Source organism: Bacillus sp. FSL R10-2201 (genome assembly GCF_038008665.1).
In the GTDB taxonomy this organism is placed as follows: domain Bacteria; phylum Bacillota; class Bacilli; order Bacillales; family Bacillaceae_G; genus Bacillus_A; species Bacillus_A mycoides.
Genome location: NZ_JBBOZP010000001.1, coordinates 1,415,213 through 1,439,202, shown reverse-complemented (window position 1 = coordinate 1,439,202; position 23,990 = coordinate 1,415,213). Strand labels below are relative to the sequence as shown.

The following is a 23,990-nucleotide window of genomic DNA, read 5'->3' as shown; positions in this document are numbered from 1 at the left end:
TGAGCTATACTATAAACTGAAGGGAGGATTTTACAATGTCCATTAATTTTCATGATGCAAATAATAAGTATACGTATGCAAATCGTAACGCACATATTTCATGGCAGGAAACAATAAACAATATTGTAGATGTGCAAAATAAACAAGTAATTGATATAGGTTGTGGTGGCGGCATTTACACGAAAGAACTTGCTCTTATGGGAGCCAAAAGTGTTGTTGGGCTTGATTTTTCAAAAGAAATATTACAAGCTGCAAAAGAAAATTGTAATGCCTTCCCAAACATTTCATTCATTCACGGTGATGCACATAATATCTCATTCCCTAATGAAACATTCGACCTTGTCATTTCTCGTGCAGTCATTCATCATTTGCATGATATTCCCACATTTATACGAGAGGCTTCTCGTATATTAAAAAAAGACGGTCTACTTATTTTACAAGACAGGACCATTGAAGATTGTATAATCCCAGGAAGTCCTGAACACCTTCGTGGATATTTTTTCTCGGTCTTTCCAAAACTCATTGAAACAGAAGCGCAAAGAAGACCAAAAACCACTACTATACAGCAATTATTACAAACATATCCTCTTCAAGCGCTCCCCATTCAAACACAATGGGAAGTACGAAAAGTACATGATTCTGTAGAGGCTTTGCTACAAGATTTATCTCCTCGAACAGGCCGATCCATTCTATATGAACTAACAGATAATGAACTTTCTCAACTTCTACATCATATCCAAACGGCATTACAAAACGTCTCTCCTATCATCGAAAGAGATCGTTGGACAATTTGGAGCGCGAAAAAATTGTAAGGAAGGAAGCCTCACAAAATAATGTGAGGCTTCCTTCTTTCATAATCTAATTTTGCAACACTCTTGATATCCTCCACTCCTGGCCTGTGCACTTCCACACTTCGGACATACTAAATATCTAGACTGATTTGTCAACAAACTACCTTTTTGAAAGAGTAAAACTTCTGCTTGTTTAAACGAACGCGAATAATATAACCACATAAAACCAATTATAGCAATAATGCCAAATAATACTCCCATCGCAAGCATTTCAGTCACCTCTTTTGGTTTGTTCTTTCCAGCAAGTGGATTGTTGTATTATTCTCTGCAAATTCAAACAATTCCTTCCTTACTCCTATAAATATCGATTTTCTCCATAAACTTTACAATTCTCTATAATGTTTTACAGCATTTTTACAAATAGTATTAACCCTTATATTCTCAGCTATATTTCTACAGGAAAGTGTATTTCCCAAAAAATATGTTGACTTTCTAAAAAAAACATGTAAAAATGTTGTCAGAATACTTGAATAAAAATTCATTGACGAGAACGAGTATGTTATAGAGCTGTTCCCCAGAGAGTTGGTATTTTGCTGAAAGCCAACGCTCAGTTCGTAACCGAAAATCATCTCCGAGAAGTAGAACCGAATGCTAAAGTAAGTTCTTACCGGTCGTCCCCCGTTACAAGGAACACGTATCATGTTGTACGTTGTAAAGCCGTATACATATAGATATATTTCTACATGTATAAATTAGGGTGGTATCGCGGGTAAATATAACTCGTCCCTTTCTTAAGGGACGAGTTTTTTGTGTTCTTACAATGAATTTACAAAAAAGGAGAAAAAAAACAATGAACACTGTATCAAAAAAACATGTTTTTTTCACAGGTCTTATGCTGTTTTCTTTATTTTTTGGAGCAGGAAATTTAATTTTCCCTCCAATGCTTGGACAAAATGCTGGTGAAAACTTTTGGCCAGCAATGATTGGTTTTTTACTAACAGGAGTCGGCTTACCACTACTTACTGTTATCGCTATTTCTCTATCAGGAAATGGAATGCAACAACTTGCAAGTCATGTTCACCCATTATTCGGAATATTCTTTACGGTAGTTGTATACATTGCAATCGGTCCATCTATGGGCATCCCACGTGTTGCTAATGTGGCTTATGAAATGGGAATTAGTTCTTTCTTACCAGAAACTATTCGCTCTAGCAGCCTAACGCTATTTTTATACACAGTCATCTTCTTTGCTATCGTATTTTGGCTTAGTTTAAATCCTTCTAAACTCGTCGATCGTATCGGAAGCGTATTAACACCTATTTTATTACTCTCTATTTTCTTATTATTCTTTAAGAGTGTATTTTCACCACTTGGGCAATCAGGACCAGCAATGCAAGAGTATCAAACTTCTCCAGTTTTCAAAGGTTTTATGGAAGGATACTTAACGATGGATACCATTTCAGCGCTTGCATTTGGAATTATCGTTGTAAATGCAATTCGCTCAAAAGGTGTGAATGACCGCAAATCAATTGCCATCGCAACAGCAAAAGCAGGACTTATTGCCGCTACTGGTCTCGTACTTGTATATGGTGCACTTGGCTGGCTCGGTACAACTAGTGTCTCTCTCGGATACGCAACAAACGGCGGACAGCTACTTACCGTTATCGTACAACAATTACTCGGTCCATATGGTCTAATTCTATTATCTCTTATCGTTACACTCGCTTGCTTAACAACATGTATTGGACTTGTATCTGCATGCAGTCAATACTTCTCAACATTATTAACGAAATTTTCATACACAACGTTAGCAAGTGTCATTTGCACATTAGGATTATTAGTTGCCAACTTAGGTTTAACAAAAATTATCGCAATCTCTGTTCCTATTTTACTTGTTGTATATCCAATTGCGATTGTACTCGTATTACTATCATTACTTCATAAATATTTCGGTGGATATCGTTCTGTTTATGTAGGTGCGTTAATTGGATCTGCAATTGTGAGCGTATTTGATGGATTAAAACAAGGGAATATTCCTGTTTCATCTATCACATCTTATTTCGAATTTATTCCATTATATAATGAAGGAATTGGCTGGTTAGTACCAACATTAGTTGGGGCTATTATCGGTTTTGCTATCGCAAAATTAAGTGGCGCCAAAGCAGTACCATTAACGGATCATTCACCTGAATCGAAAGTATCATAAAAAAACTCCCATTTCGGGAGTTTTTTACATTTGATAAGAAGTATGATTAAAGCTAATTACTTTATAAGCCTTCGTATAGTAATCAATATTCGTATCCACTGTTTCTACTTTTACAACATCATAGCAATCTTCTTGCTTCACTAGAAATAAATAATATTCTTCTGTCGCCTCAATAATTGCAATACGATCTGTTTCAATATCATATTGTTCACAAAGTGCTTGCAACGCATTCACATAGTTACCTAATTTTTTCGTTTCATCCATTCCAAATATCGTTTGAACTAACATACACTCTCTCCCCTTTGTATGTACTGTTAACACCTTAATGATAACGCTTACATAAATATCCGTCAATAAAAAGCTTTGACCATATATAGTCAAAGCTTCCTTCTTATTTCGTCAATTGGTGTCTAAACGCATAAATAACCGCCTGTGTCCGGTCACTTACATTTAGCTTATTTAATATATTACTCACATGTGTCTTTACTGTTTTAAGGGCAATAAACAACTCATCTGCAATCTCTTGATTACTTTTCCCCTCTGCAATTAATAACAAAATTTCAGACTCTCTTTCTGTTAACTCCTCATGCAAAGGTTGTTCTTTCTTCTGACGCATACGAGACATCATTTTGCCAGTAACTTTCGGCTCTAATACCGTTTCCCCATCATAAGTAGCTCTTACAGCATCTGCAATATCACTCGCTCTTGATGTTTTTAATAAATAACTTGTCGCCCCCGCCTCAATAACAGGATATAACTTTTCATCATCTAAAAAGCTCGTGACAACTACAATTTTCGCTTCTGGCCATTCTTGAATAATAGCACGTGTCGCTTCAACCCCATCCATCTCATCCATAACAAGGTCCATTAAAATAATATCCGGTCTTAATTGCAAAGCTAACTCTGAACCTTTTCTTCCATTTTCAGCTTCTCCAACTACTTCAATATCTGGCTGCGTTGATAAATATGCTGATACACCCATTCGAACCATTTCATGATCATCAACTAGTAATACTTTTATCATGATTCTCCCCCTCTCTCAATCATAATAGGTACTTTCACTTCTATTTGCGTACCTTTATTCGGAAAACTAAGAACTTTTAATGTACCACCAATTTCATGAACTCGCTCTTGCATTGACCTTAAACCGTATGAACCAGCCTTATTAACACCAACTTTAAACCCAACACCGTCATCAATAATTTTCAAAATCGCATATTGATCAATTTTCCGAAGGCGTACTTCGGTTTTCTTTGCCTTCGCATGCCGTAAAGTATTAGACAGCGCCTCTTGTACAATACGGAATAAATGATCCTCTACACCTTTTTTTAATTGAATCGGTTCAATTAACCATTCAATTTTCATATGTTGCTTTCTAGACAGTTCTGTTAATAATTCTTCTATACCCTCTGTTAGTTTCTTACCTTCTAACTGCACTGGGCGTAAATGAAGGAGCAATGCTCTCATTTCTGATTGTGCATTTACAACCATATTCTCAACAAGCTGCAACTGTTTTTTCGTCGTGTCTGGAATTTCAGCTGCTTGCTCATTAATGGCTGACATCATCATCGACATTGCAAAAAGCTGCTGACTTACAGAATCGTGCAGCTCTCTCGCTAATCGATGCCTTTCTTGAGAAATCGCTTCTTGTCTCATCTCTTCATTCCAATGGGCTCGTTCATTCGTTACTTTTTGAAATAGCCCAGCTTGCTCCTCTAAGCGACGAGCAAGACCAATTACTTTTCGTTCCACTTCATGAAATTCATCGTCCGCAGTAAATGAAACATCACTCGGAAAATTCCCTCGCTCTACTTCAAATAGAAAAGTATTTAATCCTTGTATACGCTGTTCTATATAATAACCGATTGCATATCCTACAATTCCTCCGATAAGAAGACTCGTACTCATAATAAACAAGCCAATTGGAACAGAAGCAATGGATTCTTTCCAGAGTAAATCATAAACTTGTTGCTCGCTTTTCCATACATATACAATTGTACAAATAAGTGCGATACTCACAGAGGACAACATAGAATAACGAATATACATCCACGAAATATTCCTTTGTTTTTTCATTATACTTTCCTCACTTCCGTATCGCCTACGACAAGCGAAGAAATAATTTTAATACGACGAGGGGCTTCTTTATACTGTTCTGTTCTAAACGTAACATTACGGTTAAATCCAGTTTCTTCGTGTCCTGGCAGGAGCACTCGCCCAACAATAACAGAATGATTTAAAGACAATTCAATATCATATGGTACATATAAGCGAATATTACCAATGACGCCCCGAATCACAATAACCGTTTCTCCCTCTGGAATCATAGCAGTTGTTAAATCAATCTCGACGTCACAAGCACCATATTGGACGTTAATATCCTCTATTTCATAAATATGATCCATCATTCGTACATTACCTACAAACATATTTTTTATATACGGTTCTGTACGATATATTTGTTTTTCTTCATTTATATATCCTTTTTCTTTAATTTCAACTTTCATTGCTTTTTGCCGATGTCCTTGTTGAATAAGTTGATAACCAATTAAAGCTAAACAAGCAAACACAACAAGTACGAATGCCGCTGATGAAAATAAGAAGAATAAGAAGACAATACCACCGACAAATAAAAATACATTCCCTCTTACATAACGGTTCTTCTTTCGATAATGTCTTCCAAACATAATCATAATAAATGCAAATATTAGACCACCTGGTTCAAAATGTCCAAGTATCATATCAAGAAAAAGACCGAATCCAAATATGATGAGGAGCATCCCCATAAATTGTGTTTTTGAAAATTGCTTCTTCATTTCAGCTCCCCCCTCCTTGTCACATATACATAGAAGAAAAGGCATTGCTTTCCAACACCTTTTCTCCTATCACTATATCATAAGCCTGTTTTATTATATACTACAATTATTTTGTTACTTCTTTCGTTAACGATACTTCATTTTTCTCTTTCATTTCACTCTCTAGTTTTGCAATTTTCATATCAAATGTATCACGCTCATGCTCTTCATTTATACGAAGCTCTATGTCACGAATGTGATCTTCAATTTCTTCGAATCGTAAGAACGGATTATTTTCATCCATTTTATGCATGGCAGTATTCATACGGCGGTTTGCATGCGCCATATTTTCACGGGCCATTAATTCCATACGCTTTGCGTTCATTTCTTTTAATTTATTTTTCATTTCTGAAAGACGACGCTCTAACTCATCAATTTGCTCTACAACACCAGCATACATTTCTTCTAAGCGAGTTACTTGCCCTTCATAATACGCTACTTCTTCTAATGCACGTTCATGCAATTGCAATTCGCCTGCTTCTTGTGCGATGATAGCTTGCTTTGATCTTTTATTAACGAAATAACGTGCTTGCTCAAGCTCACGAGCGAAGTTAGATTTTAATGTTTTATGACGCTGAATTAACTTCTCAATTTTTGTTATTTCACGCTCACTATCTCGTAAATATTGGTTTAACATAGCAATTGGATTTTTTCTTTCTTTCTCATCTAACACATTATGAAAATCAGCTAAAATTGCATCGCGTACACGTCCGAATAAAGATTGTTTCATTATAATCTTCCTCTCTTCTACTTTATAATTTGATTTATTTTATATTAGTTTTTCATTAACTTGTTCCACTCATCTTCAAAGTTGCTATATGGTTTAGCACTTTCTGGAGCAGAATCAACAACTACATTTTTTCCTTTTTTCCACTCACGGTATCCGTAGTATAAAACTACTAATGCTGCGATACCGATTAATGCTGGGGAATGAGAAAGTGCAATGGACAAACCGATTAAACCAACAATACCCCAAGCTAACTTTCCAAAGAATGATTTAGCTCGCACAAATGATTTATAGCTCCAGTACACAACTCCTGCTCCAATGGCGAATCCTACAATACCAGCAAGACTACCAAGAGCAATTAAAGCCAAAATACCGGCTGCGATAAACGCTAGAAATTGTTTCATCTTGTGCTTGCCTCCCTTCGATTTGATACTCTTATCTTAACTATTTTTTCATTTTTTCATAACGAGCTTAAGAACTGTTTTCGACTCAGACTTAAGACCGAGTTAAATTCAGCCTTTTGCAAAAATATGCGGTAGGATAGGATGATTCACTCTTTTATCGCACATAAAAAGCCGTACAGAGAACATTCTCTGTACGGCTTTCGTTACTATTCATAAACTTCATTTTAAATTATGCTGTTTTGTGATACTCTTTCTTTCCCGCTACTTTAGAAAACCTCGGGAAACCAATTAATATAGAAATGATTCCACATACTCCAACTAAGATTGGATAAAACGCATATGGTAACAATTCAATTGGAGATAACGCCGCAAATCCTGCTGCCGTTAACATTTGCGCACCATACGGAATTAATCCTTGCACACAGCATGAGAAAAGATCTAATACACTCGCTGATTTACGAGGGTCAATTTCATATTGATCTGCAATGTTTTTCGCAAGCGGACCTGTAAAGATAATAGAAATCGTATTATTCGCTGTACACATATTCGTCATACTCACTAAGCCAGCAATACCGAACTCTGCTCCTTTTTTTGAACGAATGTTACGCGTTAAAAGATTCATTAAATATTGAATGCCACCATTATATTGAATCAGTTCGACCATACCACCAATTAAAATGGCAAGTAACACTAACTCCATCATACCGCCCATTCCAGTCGTTACACTTTTAAAGAAACTCTCTAACGTATAACTTCCATCTATAAGACCGATAACACCAGATAGTACAGTTCCACCGGTTAATACAATAAGTACATTCCAGCCAAGTAGCGCTGTAACAAGTACACCTGCATATGGTAAAATCTTCACCCAATCAAATGTATGAGCTTTAATTTCTGTATCATTACCTAAAGTAATCATTACTAATAGTACAATTGTAATGACTGCAGCTGGCAATACAATTAAAAAATTCGTTTTAAACTTATCTTTCATTTCTGTTCCTTGCGAACGAACAGCAGCAATTGTCGTATCAGAAATAAATGATAAATTATCACCAAACATCGCTCCACCCACAACAGTAGCCATCGTAAGCGCAATTGAGATATCAGTTTGCCCACTAATACCTACAGCAATCGGTGCTAATGCAGCAATTGTTCCCATTGAAGTTCCCATCGCTAATGAAATAAATGCCCCTATAACAAAAATTCCAGCAACGATAAATCCTTGGGGTAAAATAGATAACGCTAAGTTAACAGTGGAATCAACTCCGCCCATTCCTTTTGCTGTTTCAGAAAACGCCCCTGCAAGTACAAAAATCAGAACCATGATCATAATATCAGGGTTTCCTGCACCTTTAGCAAATCGTTCTACTTTCACATTAAAGCTTTCCTTACGATTCATCACTAAAGCAATTCCTACAGCAATCATAATCGCTACGAGTATCGGCAATTTATAGAAATCACCTGTAATAATCCCAGAACCAATAAATAGCGCCAAAAATATTCCAAGTGGTAATAAAGCTAAACCATTTCCTCTCGTTTCTTTCAAAGTATCATCTCTCCCTAGTTTTCAACCTTTTCTAATTAACAACAAAAGACCTCTTCCGACGAGAAGAGGTCTTATACATCTATAAGAAACACTCTTCTCATTTTTCAAGCACACGCTTGCTGGATTTGGCACAGCACTCTGAAATCGAGTCCGCTGCCGAGGCATCGTAGGGCCAGTCCCTCCGCCTCTCTTTATAAGAAGGTTTCATATTTATTTTTTAATAATAATTTCTTTCCTAACTTTACTCGCTTACAAAACAAAAGTCAATTATTTTTTGTATAGATTTTTTTGGTAATTATGCAAAAATATGAATAAACCAATCATTTTAACTTTTCGATTTCTTTATCCAATATTGAAATCCAATAAAATTTTCTATTTTTTATCTTCGCGATAATCCATTTTGTTGTATTCCATGCTAACTCATATTCTTCTTTTGTAACATCACCAATTTTATAGGCATCCCCTAACTCGTCTTCATCCAGTACATAGATCTCACCGTTCGGTAACAATACTACATCTAAATATAAATCATCAAAATAAGGTAAACCACGCTCGTCTATTTTATATTCTTTCGTCACGTCGATATAATATTGCAGTAATTGTTTTTGATTGTCTAACATAGCTGTAATTGCAAAGTTTTCCCCGTTTATAAAATATTGCATCCATGTATACCCATCACCTGCAATGCAAAGCTGTTTACCATTGTATTCTTTATAACTAGGTTCTCTCACTTTTTTTATGTCCAGTATTCCTAACATTCCATCCTCTACTTGCTTAACCCTATAATCCTTCTCTATTAGTCGCTTCCACGAAGAACCGTCACCATATTTACGTTTCATTACGTCCGCTCCTCTTCTATATATAGAAAAGCCCCCACATATTATGTGAGAGCTTGTTCATATTATAATTAAGCTGCTTGACCCTTTTCAGATATCTCTTTTAAATAGGCTTGTCCTTTTTCAGCGTCATATTGACCTTCCCACTTAGACATAACTACAGCCGCTAAAGAGTTACCTACAACGTTAACTGCTGTACGAGCCATATCAAGAATACGGTCAATACCTGCAATAAACGCTAAACCTTCAGCTGGAATACCTACTGTACCAAGTGTTGCTAATAATACAACGAATGATACGCCCGGTACACCCGCGATACCTTTTGATGTAACCATTAATACAAGTAATAACGTAATTTGTTGTGTAATGGATAATTCAATACCGTACATTTGCGCTAAGAAAATTGCCGCAATTGCTTGATATAAAGTTGATCCATCTAAGTTAAATGAATAACCTGTTGGAATAACGAAAGATGTAATTGCTTTCGGACAACCGAATTTCTCCATTTTCTCCATAATTTTCGGTAAAACCGTTTCTGAACTTGCTGTAGAATACGCTAAGATCAGCTCGTCTTTTAAAATCTTAAAGAATTGGAAAATGTTTATTCCAAATATTTTCGCTGTAAGTCCTAATACAACTACAACGAAGAAGATCATTGCTCCGTATACTACAATGAGTAATTTCCCTAATGGAATTAATGAAGCTAATCCGAATGTAGAAACTGTAACACCAATTAATGCGAATACACCAAATGGTGCAAACTTCATAACTTGGTTCGTTACATAAAACATTGCATCTGCTACACCTTGGAAAAATTGTAGAACTGGTTTACCACGCTCACCAATTGCTGCTACACCTAAACCAAATAATACTGAGAAGAAGATAATAGCAAGCATATCACCTTCAGCTAATGATTTCATAATGTTCGTCGGAACAATATTTACAAACGTATCCGCGAACGAATGACTTTGTACTTGCTCTGTCGTATGTGTATATTTAGAAATATCTGTTTTTGTTAACTTATCCATATCAACGCCTTTTCCAGGTTGGAAAATGTTTGCTATTAATAAACCAACAACAATTGCAAGTGTTGTAATAATTTCAAAGTAAATAATTGTTTTTCCGCCTAGTCGACCTAACTTTTTAATATCGCCAACACCAGCAACCCCAACAACAATACTCGCTACAACAATCGGTACAACAATCATCTTAATTAATCGGATGAAGATATCACCAATTGGTTGTAAGTACTTCACCACTTCCGGATTGCCAAAGAAAATCGCCCCAACTGTAATACCAAGCGCAAGTCCTATTAAAATTTGCCATGCAAGTCCTATTCTTTTCATACTTGTGGTAACCCCCTCTTCGATGTGTCACTCTATCTCTCATTCTATCTCTATAAAACATGAAATTAAGAGTATTACATATTATTCGACAATTCACTACATTTTGTCCCTGTTAAAAATCATAAATCAAAATTTAAAATCTGACAACAAAATAAGTTTGCACGAATGCAAATAATTTTCTTGACAAAAACAAACTCCATGTCAGAAAACCTCACATGAAATCGATTCCTTACTAGTGATTGATAGGTTTTTAAAATACTGTTTCATTATGGAAAACTCCATCATTTCCCATGTTTTTTTAAAAAAAATATAGAAATTGATATCTTTTTCTATACATTCAAGAATTTTAAATTTATGACAAACACTACGAAAAGATACTAAATTCCGACAAAACTTAGCAAAATTATAAAATTTTCTTTACATTATGATTACAACGATAGACACTCTTCTTCTTATGATATATAACATTCATAGGGAAAGGAGCAAGACAACCATGAAAAAGAAATTTGCAGCATTTAGTGTTTTAGCAGCTGGAACGATTTTCGTTTCCCCGTTACTTTCACCCGTATACGCTGAAACGAATGAGAATAAATTATCTAATATTCAATCCGAATTAGAAGGCAAACAAAATGACTTACAAAATAAATCAGCTGAGAAAGAACAAATAGAAAAAGAAATCCAGGAATTACAAAAGAAAATCGACGAATTAACTACTTCTATTAATAAAAACGAAGCTGAATTAAACGATACAAAAAAAGAAATTAGCAACACACAGCAAGTTATTACTGAAAAAAAGAAACATATAGAGCAATTACAAACGAACATAGATACACGGCAGGAAGTTATTAAACAACGACTACAATCTATGCAAGAAAAGCCTCGTACGAGTATCATTACAGAAGTAATAACAAGTTCTGCAAATATTGCTGATCTTGTTGATAATATGTATTCTGTAAGTTTAATTTTAAATAACGATACAGATATTGTGAAAAAGCAAACAAGTGATCAGAATGCTGTGACGACAGAAAAAGAAGCTGTTGAGAAAAAAGAGCAACAATTGAAAGAATCCGAGCAAAAATTAGTACAAAAACAACAAGAGTTACAAAGTAATCAACAACAGCAACAAACTCTTATTAAAGATCTACATACGAAAGTATCAAAAGTAGATTCCGAGATTGAAGGATTAGAAGAGTCACAAGGTATTTTAGAAAACCAGCGTCAAGCTGTTCAAAAAGCAATTGAAGAAGAAAAACGTGCGGAAGAAGCTCGGAAAGCTGAAGAGGCACGCAAGGCTGAGGAAGCAAAAAAACAAGCCGCCGCTTCTGCTAAAGAAAGCACACAATCCGCACCAACACCGCAAGATACGAACAAAGGTGGATTTATTAAGCCAGCCGCTGGATCAAAAACTTCTGGATTCGGCGCACGTTCTTTAGATAACCATAAAGGAATTGATATCGCAGCTTCGGGAACAGTTCCAATTATTGCCGCTGCAGATGGCGTTGTTATCCGTTCAGAATTATCCTCTAGTTACGGAAACGTTGTTTACTTATCTCACCGTGTTAATGGAAAAACATATACGACAGTGTATGCACATATGAATAGCCGCTCTGTATCAAATGGACAAACTGTAAAACAAGGCGATCAACTTGGCTTTATGGGAAATACCGGTCAATCTTACGGACAACATTTACACTTCGAACTTCATATCGGGGAATGGAATGTTGGTAAGACAAACGCAGTTGATCCGTCTCCTTATATCGGATTATAAAAAACTCGGTGCATACCGAGTTTTTTTTACTACTTCACACTTTTTAGGCGTTTTACATAAACTACAACTAAATGCCTATATTTTGCGGGGTGATAAATATGAATACACAATTACAAGAAGAAATAGAAGAAGCTAGAGAAACATACATTGGCCGGCTATTTACATTCGGCGGCTCAGCGTTATTTTTAATTGGATCATTTATCGCAGTTGTCACAGCTTATAAAGCATATAATCGCTTATTAAATACTTCTACAACACAATAAAAAGACGGAGAATCCACATCTCCGTCTTTTTATTATGCAAACATTTTAAATACACCTATCGCATTTAAAAATACGATAATTACAGTTACCGGAATAACATAACGAAGCAAGAAGAACCAAATATTAAACAATGTTTTCCCTTTCGTTTCCGTAACTTCTAATTCTTTCATTAATAGCTCTTTACTCATTTTATTTGGTACAAATAACGAAATGGCTAGTACTCCGAGTGGCAGTAATACATTACTTACCGAAAAATCGACGAAATCAAAGAATGTCTTACCAAATATTTTCACATCACTCATAATTCCAAACGATAACGCTGATGGGATTCCAACTGCAAAAATAAGAATACCAATTAATAACGAAGCTGACGGACGCTTCTTCTCATTATCTTTCGCAACAGATGCTACTACAATTTCAAGCATTGAAATCGCAGATGTTAAAGTCGCAAAGAAGAATAAAACTAAAAACATAATGAAGAAAAATTGTCCAAATGGAATTTTCGCAAAGACAGCAGGAAGAACGATAAACAGTAGCCCTGGTCCTTCTGTCGGTTTAACTCCTAATGCGAAAATCGCCGGAAAAATCGCTAATCCTGCAAGTACTGTAACAAATACAGTTAAACTTACAATAGATGTTGCTGATTTAGCTAAATGCTCTTCTTTCTTTAAATACGAACTATACGTTACCATTACCGAGGCACCTACCGTTAGTGAGAAGAAAGATTGTCCCATCGCATATAAAATCGTATCTGCTGTAAGCTTTGAAAAATCTGGTTTTAAGAAGAACTCTACCCCAGCCATAGCACCATCAAGTGTTAACGCACGAATAATGATAGCAATAAATAAAATGAATAATAGCGGCATCATGTACTTACTTGCCTTTTCTATGCCTTTTTCCACACCTTTACTAACAACAAAAATGGTACAAAGCATAAAAATGAATTGCGCCCCAATCGCACTTACTGGATTTGCAATTGTTTCAGCAAACAATTGCCCATAATCGACTACTCCGTTCCAGAAACTACCTGTGACACTATAGTATAAATAAAGTAAAATCCATCCACCTACAACACTATAAAAAGATAGTACGCTAAAACAAGTAACAACCCCCATACGACCAATCCAAGGATATAACTTGCTATTTGGTACTAATACTTTATAAGCTGTAACTGCCTCTTTTTGAGTACTACGGCCAATAACAAATTCAGCTACAAGAAGAGGCATACCAATAAATAAAGTTAATAGTAAGAATACAAGGAAGAACGCGCCTCCCCCTCCATTACCTGCAACATATGGAAACTTCCATATTGCCCCAAGACCTACTGCGGCTCCCGCTGCTGCGAGTACAAAGCCTATTTTCGACGTCCATTGCTGTGTTTCTTTCATTATAATTTCTCCTTTTCTGAATATTATAACTTTTACCAATTATACACTTTCATTTCATACTCGCACACCTCCTTTAGAAAATAAAAAAGTCCCCTACACGCAAATATGCATGTAGAGGACGATATATGTAATATAAATACCGTGGTACCACCTCAATTGGATTGATAAATCCCACTTGTTCAAGTACAGGAAAATTCCGATACTCTATCCTTTTAACGGCGGAACCCGGGTTGCCTACTGCAATGTTCAGCATACCTCTCGCAAGCCCATTCTGTATATTTTATCGTACCGGGCTCACACCTTACCCCAGCTCTCTGAACGCATCAAATATACGTACTCTTCTTGCTCATCGATTTCATCTATTGAAGTTACTTGTGATTATAAATTATATTCTTATAGTTGTAAAGCACAATTTATTCATTATCCTATATGAACCTTTCTCTCTAATTCTTGTAAAAACAATTCTCTTTTTTCTCCATTTAGAACATATACTGACTTTAATACTTCTTGTAATAGTATATTTCTCTGCCGCTTATCTACTTGTAATTCTTTCACTTTTATTCTTACTTCATATAAAAAATTAAGATACGCTTCATATGTCTCATCATATTTATTTGCGATATCGTCACGAATTTTTTTCGCCAATTTCGGGCTTGCTCCTCCTGTAGAAACAGCTACATTAAGCAAACCACGATGAAACGCCGCCGGAAAATGAACATTTCCACTTTCCGGATTCGTAATAACATTTACCAATTGATTTACCGAGACATCTTCAGCAATTTGTTCATTTAGTACCGAATCACTAGTCGCTGCAACTACTAAAAAAGCATCTTTAATATCACTTTTCTCATACTCTCTTTGATACCAACGAATTTGCTTTTCTTCTACAAGTTTCACTAAATTTGCATCTAATTCTGTACTTACTACAACAATATCCGCACCTTGTTTTAGTAAAGGAATAATTTTAAACCCCGCTACTTTCCCTCCACCAATGACAACAACACGTTTCTTATCAACTCGCACTGTAAGTGGATACATATTGATCTCCCTTCAATATTTCCTCTGTTTTCTGAATTAACATCTCTCGAAACGCTACATTCTTTCCTAAATAGGGACTTATTTTTATCTCTTCCGACTCATATTGACGCACTTCTTTCTCAACATGTTTCATGAGTAAGCCTGTAAATAATAAGTAAGGTAACACAACAATGTTCCGTTCTTTTTGTTCTACAATTTCTTTCAACCTCTCATCAAACTTCGGCTCCGCGGCTGCTAAATAACAAACTTCCACCTCTTTAATGTTCTCTTCTTTTTGAAATAAAGAAGAAATCCACTTTATGTCTTGTAAAGTTTCCGGATCACTACTCCCTCTTGCAACGAGCAAAAGTGTTACTTCTTCTTTATAGTCTTTAATACCACTTCCGTTATATACCGCTTTTACAAGCACTTCTGATACACCAAATGGATTACCATACACTATTTTGATATCCGGATATTCCTCGTTTAACTTTCGTAATTCAAACGGAATATCTTTCTTTACATGTCCTGCCGCTAATAAAAAAACAGGAATAGCGACAATCTCTGTAGCACCACGCTTCACACATGTACGAAATCCTTCTTCAATAGAAGGATTCGCTAGCTCTAAAAAACAAATTTCTTGAATATTTGCCTCTACACGGTTCATACATGACGTAATAAATGCAACCGCTTCTTCTTTTGCTGCTTTCAAACGGCTTCCATGACATATATATATAACAGCCTTCATTTTACAATACTCCGCTTACTTGATATGCATTTTCCGTTTGTTTCTCAAACCAATGTATCTTTTCTCTAAAACGGACAACTTCTCCAATAACAATCATACTTGGATTTTGAATTCGTTCTTTTTTGGCAACATCTACAATTGTTCCTAACGTCGCTGTAACAGTACGCTGCATAGATGTCGTTCCCCACTCAATGATAGCGGCAGGTGTACTTTGATCTTTTCCATGTTTTATTAGTTGTTCACATATGTAAGGTAAATTACTAACCCCCATATAGACCGCTAATGTATCTACACCTTTCACTAAACTTTCCCACTTCACTTCCTCTTCAGCCCCTTCTTTCCGGTGCCCTGCCACAACAGCAAAACTTGCACTTGCATCGCGATGCGTTACTGGAATTCCAGCATAAGCAGGAGCAGCTATACCAGCTGAAATACCAGGAATAATTTCAAATGGGATACTTTGCTTCGCTAACGCTTCAGCTTCTTCTCCACCTCTTCCAAATACAAATGGATCTCCGCCCTTAAGTCTCGTTACAACTTTTCCTTTTTTCGCATATTTAATAAGAAATGTGTTAATTGTCTCTTGCTTCATCGTGTGATAATTTGGGAGTTTCCCGCAATAAATTAAATCCGCTTCAGGCTTTGCATGAGAAAGCAATTCTTTATTTACGAGACGGTCGTACAATATAACATCAGCCTTCTCGATGCATCTCAACCCTTTAACAGTAATTAAATCCGGATCACCAGGACCCGCCCCGACGATATAAACCTTCCCCATAATCTCTCCTCATTTCTACTATAAAATGAAACTTCCACTCTTAATCACGAATGGAAGTTACTATTATTTCGTATTACATGTTCTCTACTCATGAATAACAAATGCCGCCCCTTTTCGAATCTTCTTTTTTTCAAACAAAGAAATCTCTTTCACTTCTGGTAACGGTAAAAAATGTTTTTCAAGCTCAATTTCCGCAAGCTTAAATGCCTGTTCTTCACTCTGAGCAACGACAACAATTGGAACAATACTATTTACTAATACAGCTTCAAATCGATATAAGTCCATATTGCCCCCTCCTAAGATGCTATTACTTCTTCTAATACACGATTTAGTACAATTTGTAATTCTTCCACTCCAACACGTCCTACGAAATCATAAAACGTTTCGGCTAGTAATTTATTCTTTTGGAAATAACTTAAAAAGGACACGAGAACATCCGGCAAATCTTCTCCATCTATTTTCCCTTTTAACTTTTCGTTATATGCTCCTCCGTCTAATAGTGTTCCGCCCACATATATTTCAAACGCCTCAACGATTCCCTTTTCCTTCGTTTTCAGTTTTATCCCTTGCAAACCAATATCAGCAATTTGACGTTGACCACATGAGTTCGGGCATCCTACCATATGAATTCGAACTGGAACATCGAGTGCAATTTGTGTATCTAAGTACTCTGCGATTTTGCGTAATCTTTCTTTCGTTTCTACTAACGCAAGATTGCAATACTCAATGCCAGTACATGAAACCGCATGACCGATAAACGATTTCGGATTTGCTGAAATTGCTTCAAACAACGGTTCACTTAATAATCCTGCAACATTTTCTGGCGGAACATTCGGAATAATGAAGTTTTGAGAGTTACAAGTTCGAATTTGCCCGTTTCCATATTTCTTTGCAATTCTTGCAATCTCAAACATTTCCTCTGCGTGTAAACGCCCTACTGGTACATTAAAGCCGACATACTTTAATCCTGCTTGTTTTTGATCTTGAACGCCATAAAAGTATCCTGCATTCCAGCCTTTGAGAGCACTTTCCCCTTTACTTTGCAATGGGCCTGTGTATTCTACTAGTTTCTCTTTAAATTTCTCAGCGCCCCAGTCAGCGACAAGAAATTTCAAACGTGCTAAGTGGCGTTTTTCACGATATCCAAAATCACGGAATATAGTAGCAATTGCAATCGACACTGCCTTCACTTCTTCTGGTAAAACGAATACATCTAATTCTTCCGCTAAGTACGGACGAGCTGATAATCCTCCGCCTATTTTTATATGAAACCCAACCTTTTCCTCACCATTTATTTCTTTCGTAGCAGGTGTAAACGCCACACAGTTAATCTCTGCATTTGCTGAATTATAAATGTTAGAACTAATAGACATTTTGAATTTACGTGGTAGATTAGAAAACTCTTCATTATGTTGGAAGTAATCGTATATTTCTTTAACAATCGATGTTGTATCAAATAGTTCATTCGCATCAATTCCAGCAAGTGGATTTCCTGTGATATTACGCGTAATATCACCGCATGCCCCCGCTGAAGATAAACCAACTCTAGCTAACCTCTTAAAAATATCCGGAATTTGCCCAATTTCTAACCAATGAAACTGAATCGCCTGTCTTGTCGTAATATCTAACACATCACGCCCATAATCTTCAGCAATGGAAGCCAGCACCTCTGCCTGCGCATTTGTAATAATTCCAGAAGGAATGTTGACACGCATCATAAAATAGCCCGCTTCTTTTGGTCTTTGCAAATACAATCCTGCCCATTTAAAAGCGTCCCACTCTTCTTTCGGAATAGATTCAAATCCATTCTCCGCATAGTAAGGAATATCATTAAAGATTTCTAATCCATCTTTTTCTAATTTCTTTTTCTCGGACGGATTCAATTTTTCATTATTAGCCCACACTTTTTCATAACTCATCTTTTATCCCCCTATATAAAACTACGCTCTTGTAAGTATTTCACGATTTGTTCTGCACATTCTTCAATAGAATACTTGTGCGTTTCTACAATTAATTCTGCTTGTTTTGGTTCCTCATACGGTGAATCAACACCAGTAAACTCTTTAATATCACCTTGTCTCGCTTTTTTGTATAACCCTTTTGGATCACGTTTTTCACACTCTTCAATTGGACATTTTACAAACACTTCTATAAACTCATCTGCCGCTAATAAATCCCTAACTTGTTTTCGATCTACTTGAAATGGTGAAATGAACGCTGTAAGAACAACAGTACCTTGATCTACAAATAGCTTCGCCACTTCGCCAATACGTCTTATATTTTCCATACGATCACTTTCAGAAAAACCTAAGTCTTTATTTAAACCGTGCCGAATATTATCCCCATCTAGCACATAATTTCCTATATTCTTTTCAAATAGTTTACGAGCAACCGCATTCGCTACTGTAGATTTACCCGAAGCTGATAAACCAGTAAACCAAACTACAAAACTGTGATGCCCATTCTTCACTCTTCTCTCATCTTTTGAAACAGAAGCTGTATGCCAAGTAATATTCGTATCCATCTTATTCTCTCCCTATTCTGTTACTACTTCTTTTTTCAAACCTTTAATTAGCACTTCCACTACTTCTTTACGACTAAATGTACTTGGCGGAATCTCACCATTCCTTAACATTTCTCGTACTTTCGTACCCGATAAGATGACACGGTCTTCTTTTCCATGCGGACATGTTTTCGTTGAAGCCATTGCTTCACATTTCGTGCAGTAAAAACTATGTTCAAAAAATAACGGCGTAATCCCTAACTCTTCTACTGTAAAATTCGTAAAGATTTCCTGCGCTTCATATGTTCCGTAATAGTCCCCTACCCCAGCATGATCACGCCCTACAATAAAGTGGGTACAACCAAAGTTCTTTCTTACTAGTGCATGAAATATCGCTTCCCTTGGTCCTGCATAACGCATTGCTGCAGGAAATACACCTAAAAAGACACGATCTTTCGGATAATAGTTTTGAAGTAATACTTCATAGCTTTCCATCCTTACATCAGCAGGAATATCATCTGACTTCGTTTCCCCAACGAGCGGATTTAAAAAGAGACCATCTACAATTTCAAGGGCAGATTTTTGAATATACTCATGGGCACGATGTACTGGGTTTCTCGTTTGAAATCCAACTACTGTTTTCCAACCGCGTTTTTTAAATTCTTCTCTCGTTTCAATTGGATCTAAATGATAAGAAGGAAATGGATTATTCCCAAAACGTTTTGTAAGAATAATAGCTCCTCCAACGTAAACGTTTGGTCGTTCATATAATTTCTTTACTCCTGGATGAGCTTCATCCGTCGTTTTATATACAAGTAACGCTTCTTTTTCTTTATCAGGTACAAAAATATCTTCTATTTGAATAACACCATATACATTTCCATCGTTAACAAGTTTTACTTCCTCTCCAGCTTTCAGTCCCTCTGCTACTTCCTCTGTTACCGGCAATGTAATTGGTATACTCCATACGCTACCATTTGCTAAACGAAGCGTTTCTACTACTGAATCATAATCTCTCTTCCCTAAAAATCCTGTAAGAGGGCTATATCCTCCTGTCGCCAAAAGTTCTAAATCACTAAGTGCAATTTTGTCTATCTCGATTTCCTTTACAATGTTCGATATTTCATATGTTTCATCAATGCGGTTTACTAATTCATTTGTTGTACTCATCTTCTTATATCCCTTCTTAGCTTTATTTCAAAATCTATCTCATTGAAAGTGAAGGCCACATTCCGTCTTCATTTTCCCAGCCCATCTTCCATCTCTTGAGTTGCCACCATCACCTACAGGTAATGTACATTTCTCACACCCAATACTCGGATAGCCAACATCATGCAATGGGTTATACGGCAAACTATGTTTATATACATATCGCCAAACTTCTTTCCAAGTCCAATGAATGAGTGGACAAACTTTAATAGATTGAAAACGACGATCTTGATTTATAAACTGTGTATGCTTACGCGTTTCTGATTGTTCCCTTCTTAAGCCTGATATCCACGCTTTTTCCGCTGCTAATGATTTTTCTAACGGTAAAATTTTTCTAATACTACAGCAAAGATTCGGATTACTTTCCCATAACTTCTCTCCATGAAGCTTCGCTTGTTCATCGAGTGTAAGTTCTGGCTGTTTTTCTATAATATTTAATGAAGGAAATTTCTCGCGTACCTTCTTAATTAATTCGTATGTTTCTTGAAAATGAACATTTGTATCCAAAAATACAACTTTAGCAGATGGATTTACTTGGTTTATAAGATGCAATAAAACCATTCCCTCCACCCCAAAGCTACATGCATATACAATTTCATCTTTATATTCGTTATAAGCCCAACTTAATACTGATAGCGCGCCTTTCGTTTCATCTTCTTCAGAAAATGAAACACTATTTTCTTTCCACGTTTCGTACGTCAACATGTTTTTTCCCCCTGTAAAAGCAAAAAGACGGCTTTAACCTATTAAAAATAGATTAAAACCGCCTCTAGTTTTTCTAGTCAGCGCTTTTTACTTTAAACGAACCTTTTCACTTTTTTCTAATTGAATCACTTTTCCATCTTGCACAACAATTGTAATGGAACCATATTTCATATCAGCAAGCATCGCTTGAATTTTCTCAGATACTTCATCAAAATGCTCCCGTACGCTCACGCAAACAGCCCCCCTTTTTATTCATAAAAAAAATCTTTCCCATTTCGAAAAGACTGTTCGGTAATATATTTTACCTTATCTTTCAAAATGGATTCCATTTTGCTGGATTTAGCACCTTGCTTTCTATAAGCAGGTTGCCGAGCTTCGTAGGGCCAGTTCCCTCAGCTTCTCTTGATAAGCTTTGTATTTGTATTTTATCACAATTCTGATTTTTTTCAATCCTAGTTTTCCGATATATTTAATTATTTTTATTTTTTTAAAAGGAGCTGCCTTTACTAGACAACTCCTTCTTTCTCATTCACACCAGCTCTTTAATACGTATGCGATCGTTCCCAATGATATTTTCATATGTTTCACGTTCTACGACAATTTGTGACGTCCCGCCTTTTGCAAAGACGACAGCTGGTCTACGAATACGATTATAATTATTCGCCATCGAGTACCCATATGCCCCCGTGCAAGAAATTGCTAGTAAATCAGAAGAAGCAACTTGCGGTAAGTTAATATCCCAAATCAGCATATCTCCACTTTCACAGCATTTCCCAGCAATCGAAACGAGTTCCTCATTCTCATCATTCCCTCGATTCGCCAACATCGCCTCATAACGGGCTCCGTATAGCGCTGGTCTTAAATTATCTGTCATTCCACCATCGACTGAAACATATTTCCGAATGCCAGGAATCTCTTTCACCGCTCCGACTGTATAAAGTGTTGTTCCAGCATCACCTACAATACTACGACCTGGTTCAATCCATATTTCTGGAAGCGGATATTCACATAATGTAAATTGTTCTCTTATCGTACTTGTTACAGCGTGCACATACGTTTCAAGTGTTAACGGTGTATCTGAATCCGTATAACGTATACCGAAACCTCCGCCCACATTTAATACTTTCATCACATAATGTGTTCGCTCTCTCACTTCTTCTAAAAATTGGCGGAGTACTTCAATTGCTCGAACAAATCCAGCCGTTTCAAATATTTGTGATCCGATGTGCGAGTGAATTCCTAGCACATTATAATTTGATTTTTGCAAGGCAAGCTCAATTGCTTGCATCGCTTGACCATTTGAAACACCAAATCCAAATTTCGAATCCTCTTGACCTGTTGTTATATATTCGTGTGTATGTGCCTCTACTCCAGGCGTTACACGGATTAATATGTTCACAAATTTCCCATGTTGCATTGCTAAATCATGTAAGATTTCTAATTCTAAGAAATTATCTACTACAAAACAACCGATATTCGCCTGAAGAGCCATAATCATTTCTTCTTCTGTTTTATTATTTCCGTGAAAATGAATACGCGATGCCGGAAAACCAGCTTGGAGCGCAGTATATAATTCTCCTCCAGAAACAACATCTAAAGACATATTCTCTTCACGAGCTACTCGGCACATCTCCATGCACAAGAACGCCTTGCTTGCATATGCTACTTGATAAGAGAAACCACTTTCTTTAAAAGCACGATGAAACGCGCGGCACTTTCCTCGAATAGACTCTTCATCGTATACATAAAGTGGTGTTCCGTATTGTTTTGCTAGCTGCGTCGTATCGCACCCACCAATTTCTAAGTGTCCTTGCCCATTGATTCGGCTTGTGCCGTGTAAATACATTTGAATTCCTCCCTTATTTCCTCTAAAACTCATAACCCCAATCTTCTATTCATTGCAGCACGCTTTTAGATAGACAAAAAACGCGCGGAACAATGTTCACACGCGTTTCTTATTAGGAAAAATATATATTGAAAAAATAAACGAGTTGTTATCTCCTCAAAATAAGAAACCGCATCAACATCTCCAAATAGCTCTTCATAAAATAAATCTTATGACAGTACTACATTTATTCAATGCAGTCCCAATATATGAATAAGATGGTTATTCTTATATTTCGGCAATAGTCCCTTTCAACCTATGATCACAGATTCCATTAAATCTCCCATAGCTTACTCTTTCCTATCGCGGCCTCTACCTTTGAGAGTAGATGAGGTAAGTCTATTTAATTTTCAAACATCTAATTGTTGCTATTAACAATACCAAAGGACCATTTTATTTGTCAAACAATTTTTTATATTGTTTTTTTACAGTTTAATTTCGTATCATTTGGTAAGCGCTTTACTGAAACCTTTGTCACTTCCCATTCGCCCTCTTCGTTATTAAATGTAATCGTTACCTTCTCAAATGGTGGAACAATTTTCCCACCAACCTGTTCATACTTCGTTACTTCAATACTCGCTTGAAATAAATATGTACCACTATACACTTTTTTTAAACTAATAATTTTAGGACATTGATAAGGCTTCAAGCTCCCATATTGTTTTTCAATTGACTTATTTATTTTTGGAAATAAAACAGAATAAAGGGCATCTTCCATAAGGGGTGCATCATATTGTGCTACCGACACACTCGGTGAAGCAAAAAGTATAACACTACTGCATACTATAAAATATAATAATTTTCGCATTATAACCTCCGTTTTATTACTCGATTCTTTTTGCGCACGATAATTATCATACATAGAAACTCCGTTTTATTGTCTCCCACTGCCCTTTTTCTACTCAATTATTATAAAAAAGCCCACAACTCTCTTTTATTTTCGTATAATGATACTCATAGTATAATAAACATAATAACAAAGGACTGTTCGTATATATAAAATGAGGCGCTAATC

26 protein-coding genes, 3 riboswitches and 2 other annotated features are annotated in these 23,990 nt (G+C 36.2%); of the genes, 4 read left to right on the top strand and 22 right to left on the bottom strand.

What is annotated here, in order from left to right; genetic code table 11:
• Positions 1 to 35: 35 nt before the first annotated feature.
• On the top strand, positions 36 to 812 hold the full coding sequence (locus tag NSQ69_RS07490) for a class I SAM-dependent methyltransferase (RefSeq protein ID WP_002126342.1): 777 nt from the start codon (positions 36 to 38) through the stop codon (positions 810 to 812).
• Between the two features lie 39 nt (positions 813 to 851).
• On the opposite strand, the gene NSQ69_RS07485 is transcribed toward NSQ69_RS07490, so the two are convergent.
• A complete protein-coding gene (locus NSQ69_RS07485; RefSeq protein ID WP_000880630.1) occupies positions 852 to 1,061 on the bottom strand; it encodes a hypothetical protein in 210 nt (69 codons plus the stop codon).
• Between the two features lie 262 nt (positions 1,062 to 1,323).
• Positions 1,324 to 1,582, top strand: a binding site (T-box leader).
• Positions 1,583 to 1,641: 59 nt separating this feature from the next.
• Between NSQ69_RS07485 and brnQ3 the strand changes: the two genes are divergently transcribed.
• Positions 1,642 to 2,997, top strand: coding sequence for a branched-chain amino acid transport system II carrier protein BrnQ3 (brnQ3, locus tag NSQ69_RS07480; RefSeq protein ID WP_341099117.1), 1,356 nt, complete (start codon positions 1,642 to 1,644; stop codon positions 2,995 to 2,997).
• A gap of 24 nt (positions 2,998 to 3,021) precedes the next feature.
• Here brnQ3 and NSQ69_RS07475 read toward each other — a convergent pair whose 3' ends face one another.
• The 9 genes from NSQ69_RS07475 to gltP all read right to left on the bottom strand — a co-directional run bounded on the left by NSQ69_RS07475 (position 3,022) and on the right by gltP (position 10,711).
• Entirely contained in the window at positions 3,022 to 3,378 is a 357-nt protein-coding gene (locus NSQ69_RS07475) for a DUF3992 domain-containing protein (RefSeq protein ID WP_341099116.1), read from the bottom strand.
• Between the two features lie 10 nt (positions 3,379 to 3,388).
• The gene (locus tag NSQ69_RS07470; protein WP_000598709.1) at positions 3,389 to 4,021 is read right to left on the bottom strand and encodes a response regulator; all 633 of its coding nucleotides are present in this window, start codon (positions 4,019 to 4,021) and stop codon (positions 3,389 to 3,391) included.
• Complete coding sequence (locus tag NSQ69_RS07465) at positions 4,018 to 5,073, bottom strand: sensor histidine kinase (RefSeq protein ID WP_002011673.1); 1,056 nt, start codon at positions 5,071 to 5,073, stop codon at positions 4,018 to 4,020. The genes NSQ69_RS07470 and NSQ69_RS07465 overlap by 4 nt, the downstream gene beginning before the upstream one ends.
• Complete coding sequence (liaF, locus tag NSQ69_RS07460) at positions 5,073 to 5,813, bottom strand: cell wall-active antibiotics response protein LiaF (RefSeq protein WP_002126337.1); 741 nt, start codon at positions 5,811 to 5,813, stop codon at positions 5,073 to 5,075. The genes NSQ69_RS07465 and liaF overlap by 1 nt, the downstream gene beginning before the upstream one ends.
• A gap of 106 nt (positions 5,814 to 5,919) precedes the next feature.
• Positions 5,920 to 6,582, bottom strand: a complete 663-nt coding sequence (locus tag NSQ69_RS07455) for a PspA/IM30 family protein (RefSeq protein ID WP_002011675.1) — start codon at positions 6,580 to 6,582, stop codon at positions 5,920 to 5,922.
• Between the two features lie 44 nt (positions 6,583 to 6,626).
• The gene (locus NSQ69_RS07450) at positions 6,627 to 6,983 is read right to left on the bottom strand and encodes a lmo0954 family membrane protein (RefSeq protein WP_002011676.1); all 357 of its coding nucleotides are present in this window, start codon (positions 6,981 to 6,983) and stop codon (positions 6,627 to 6,629) included.
• A gap of 229 nt (positions 6,984 to 7,212) precedes the next feature.
• Entirely contained in the window at positions 7,213 to 8,529 is a 1,317-nt protein-coding gene (locus NSQ69_RS07445) for a Na+/H+ antiporter NhaC family protein (protein ID WP_002168806.1), read from the bottom strand.
• A 94-nt stretch (positions 8,530 to 8,623) separates the two neighbouring features.
• A riboswitch (SAM riboswitch) is annotated at positions 8,624 to 8,729 on the bottom strand.
• A gap of 120 nt (positions 8,730 to 8,849) precedes the next feature.
• Positions 8,850 to 9,368, bottom strand: a complete 519-nt coding sequence (locus NSQ69_RS07440; RefSeq protein ID WP_215564166.1) for a DUF402 domain-containing protein — start codon at positions 9,366 to 9,368, stop codon at positions 8,850 to 8,852.
• Between the two features lie 68 nt (positions 9,369 to 9,436).
• Positions 9,437 to 10,711, bottom strand: a complete 1,275-nt coding sequence (gene gltP, locus NSQ69_RS07435; protein ID WP_098167336.1) for a glutamate/aspartate:proton symporter GltP — start codon at positions 10,709 to 10,711, stop codon at positions 9,437 to 9,439.
• 493 nt (positions 10,712 to 11,204) lie between these two features.
• On the opposite strand from gltP, the gene NSQ69_RS07430 reads away from it, so the two are divergent.
• Together NSQ69_RS07430 and NSQ69_RS07425 are read left to right on the top strand one after the other, a co-directional pair.
• Positions 11,205 to 12,479: a murein hydrolase activator EnvC family protein gene (locus tag NSQ69_RS07430; RefSeq protein WP_002168808.1), complete on the top strand. Its 1,275-nt coding sequence runs from the start codon at positions 11,205 to 11,207 to the stop codon at positions 12,477 to 12,479.
• A 98-nt stretch (positions 12,480 to 12,577) separates the two neighbouring features.
• Complete coding sequence (locus tag NSQ69_RS07425) at positions 12,578 to 12,742, top strand: hypothetical protein (protein ID WP_003188170.1); 165 nt, start codon at positions 12,578 to 12,580, stop codon at positions 12,740 to 12,742.
• Between the two features lie 32 nt (positions 12,743 to 12,774).
• Here NSQ69_RS07425 and NSQ69_RS07420 read toward each other — a convergent pair whose 3' ends face one another.
• The 12 genes from NSQ69_RS07420 to NSQ69_RS07365 form a co-directional block, all read right to left on the bottom strand.
• The gene (locus NSQ69_RS07420; protein WP_002186320.1) at positions 12,775 to 14,130 is read right to left on the bottom strand and encodes a sodium-dependent transporter; all 1,356 of its coding nucleotides are present in this window, start codon (positions 14,128 to 14,130) and stop codon (positions 12,775 to 12,777) included.
• 111 nt (positions 14,131 to 14,241) lie between these two features.
• Positions 14,242 to 14,489 (bottom strand) — a binding site (T-box leader).
• 61 nt (positions 14,490 to 14,550) lie between these two features.
• Positions 14,551 to 15,168: an NAD(P)-binding protein gene (locus NSQ69_RS07415; protein WP_002186321.1), complete on the bottom strand. Its 618-nt coding sequence runs from the start codon at positions 15,166 to 15,168 to the stop codon at positions 14,551 to 14,553.
• Positions 15,143 to 15,895 carry a sirohydrochlorin chelatase gene (locus NSQ69_RS07410; RefSeq protein WP_002030685.1) on the bottom strand — a complete coding sequence of 251 codons (753 nt, stop codon included), beginning with the start codon at positions 15,893 to 15,895 and terminating at the stop codon, positions 15,143 to 15,145. The genes NSQ69_RS07415 and NSQ69_RS07410 overlap by 26 nt, the downstream gene beginning before the upstream one ends.
• Before the next feature lies 1 nt (position 15,896).
• A complete protein-coding gene (gene cobA, locus NSQ69_RS07405) occupies positions 15,897 to 16,673 on the bottom strand; it encodes a uroporphyrinogen-III C-methyltransferase (protein ID WP_341099113.1) in 777 nt (258 codons plus the stop codon).
• 84 nt (positions 16,674 to 16,757) lie between these two features.
• The gene (locus NSQ69_RS07400) at positions 16,758 to 16,958 is read right to left on the bottom strand and encodes a DUF3906 family protein (protein ID WP_000366913.1); all 201 of its coding nucleotides are present in this window, start codon (positions 16,956 to 16,958) and stop codon (positions 16,758 to 16,760) included.
• A gap of 11 nt (positions 16,959 to 16,969) precedes the next feature.
• Positions 16,970 to 18,592, bottom strand: coding sequence for a nitrite/sulfite reductase (locus NSQ69_RS07395; protein WP_050000114.1), 1,623 nt, complete (start codon positions 18,590 to 18,592; stop codon positions 16,970 to 16,972).
• 11 nt (positions 18,593 to 18,603) lie between these two features.
• Positions 18,604 to 19,197, bottom strand: coding sequence for an adenylyl-sulfate kinase (cysC, locus tag NSQ69_RS07390; protein ID WP_002030679.1), 594 nt, complete (start codon positions 19,195 to 19,197; stop codon positions 18,604 to 18,606).
• A 12-nt stretch (positions 19,198 to 19,209) separates the two neighbouring features.
• Positions 19,210 to 20,346 (bottom strand): sulfate adenylyltransferase, encoded by a 1,137-nt coding sequence (gene sat, locus NSQ69_RS07385; protein ID WP_002126309.1) that lies wholly within the window; start codon positions 20,344 to 20,346, stop codon positions 19,210 to 19,212.
• Positions 20,347 to 20,385: 39 nt separating this feature from the next.
• Positions 20,386 to 21,090, bottom strand: a complete 705-nt coding sequence (locus tag NSQ69_RS07380) for a phosphoadenylyl-sulfate reductase (protein ID WP_002126308.1) — start codon at positions 21,088 to 21,090, stop codon at positions 20,386 to 20,388.
• Between the two features lie 87 nt (positions 21,091 to 21,177).
• Entirely contained in the window at positions 21,178 to 21,321 is a 144-nt protein-coding gene (locus NSQ69_RS07375; protein ID WP_000116159.1) for a YezD family protein, read from the bottom strand.
• A 72-nt stretch (positions 21,322 to 21,393) separates the two neighbouring features.
• A riboswitch (SAM riboswitch) is annotated at positions 21,394 to 21,502 on the bottom strand.
• Between the two features lie 117 nt (positions 21,503 to 21,619).
• Positions 21,620 to 22,936, bottom strand: a complete 1,317-nt coding sequence (gene lysA, locus NSQ69_RS07370) for a diaminopimelate decarboxylase (protein WP_002126306.1) — start codon at positions 22,934 to 22,936, stop codon at positions 21,620 to 21,622.
• Positions 22,937 to 23,116: 180 nt separating this feature from the next.
• Positions 23,117 to 23,298: riboswitch (Lysine riboswitch) on the bottom strand.
• An 89-nt stretch (positions 23,299 to 23,387) separates the two neighbouring features.
• Positions 23,388 to 23,783, bottom strand: coding sequence for a DUF3888 domain-containing protein (locus NSQ69_RS07365; RefSeq protein ID WP_041868037.1), 396 nt, complete (start codon positions 23,781 to 23,783; stop codon positions 23,388 to 23,390).
• Positions 23,784 to 23,990: the final 207 nt, after the last annotated feature.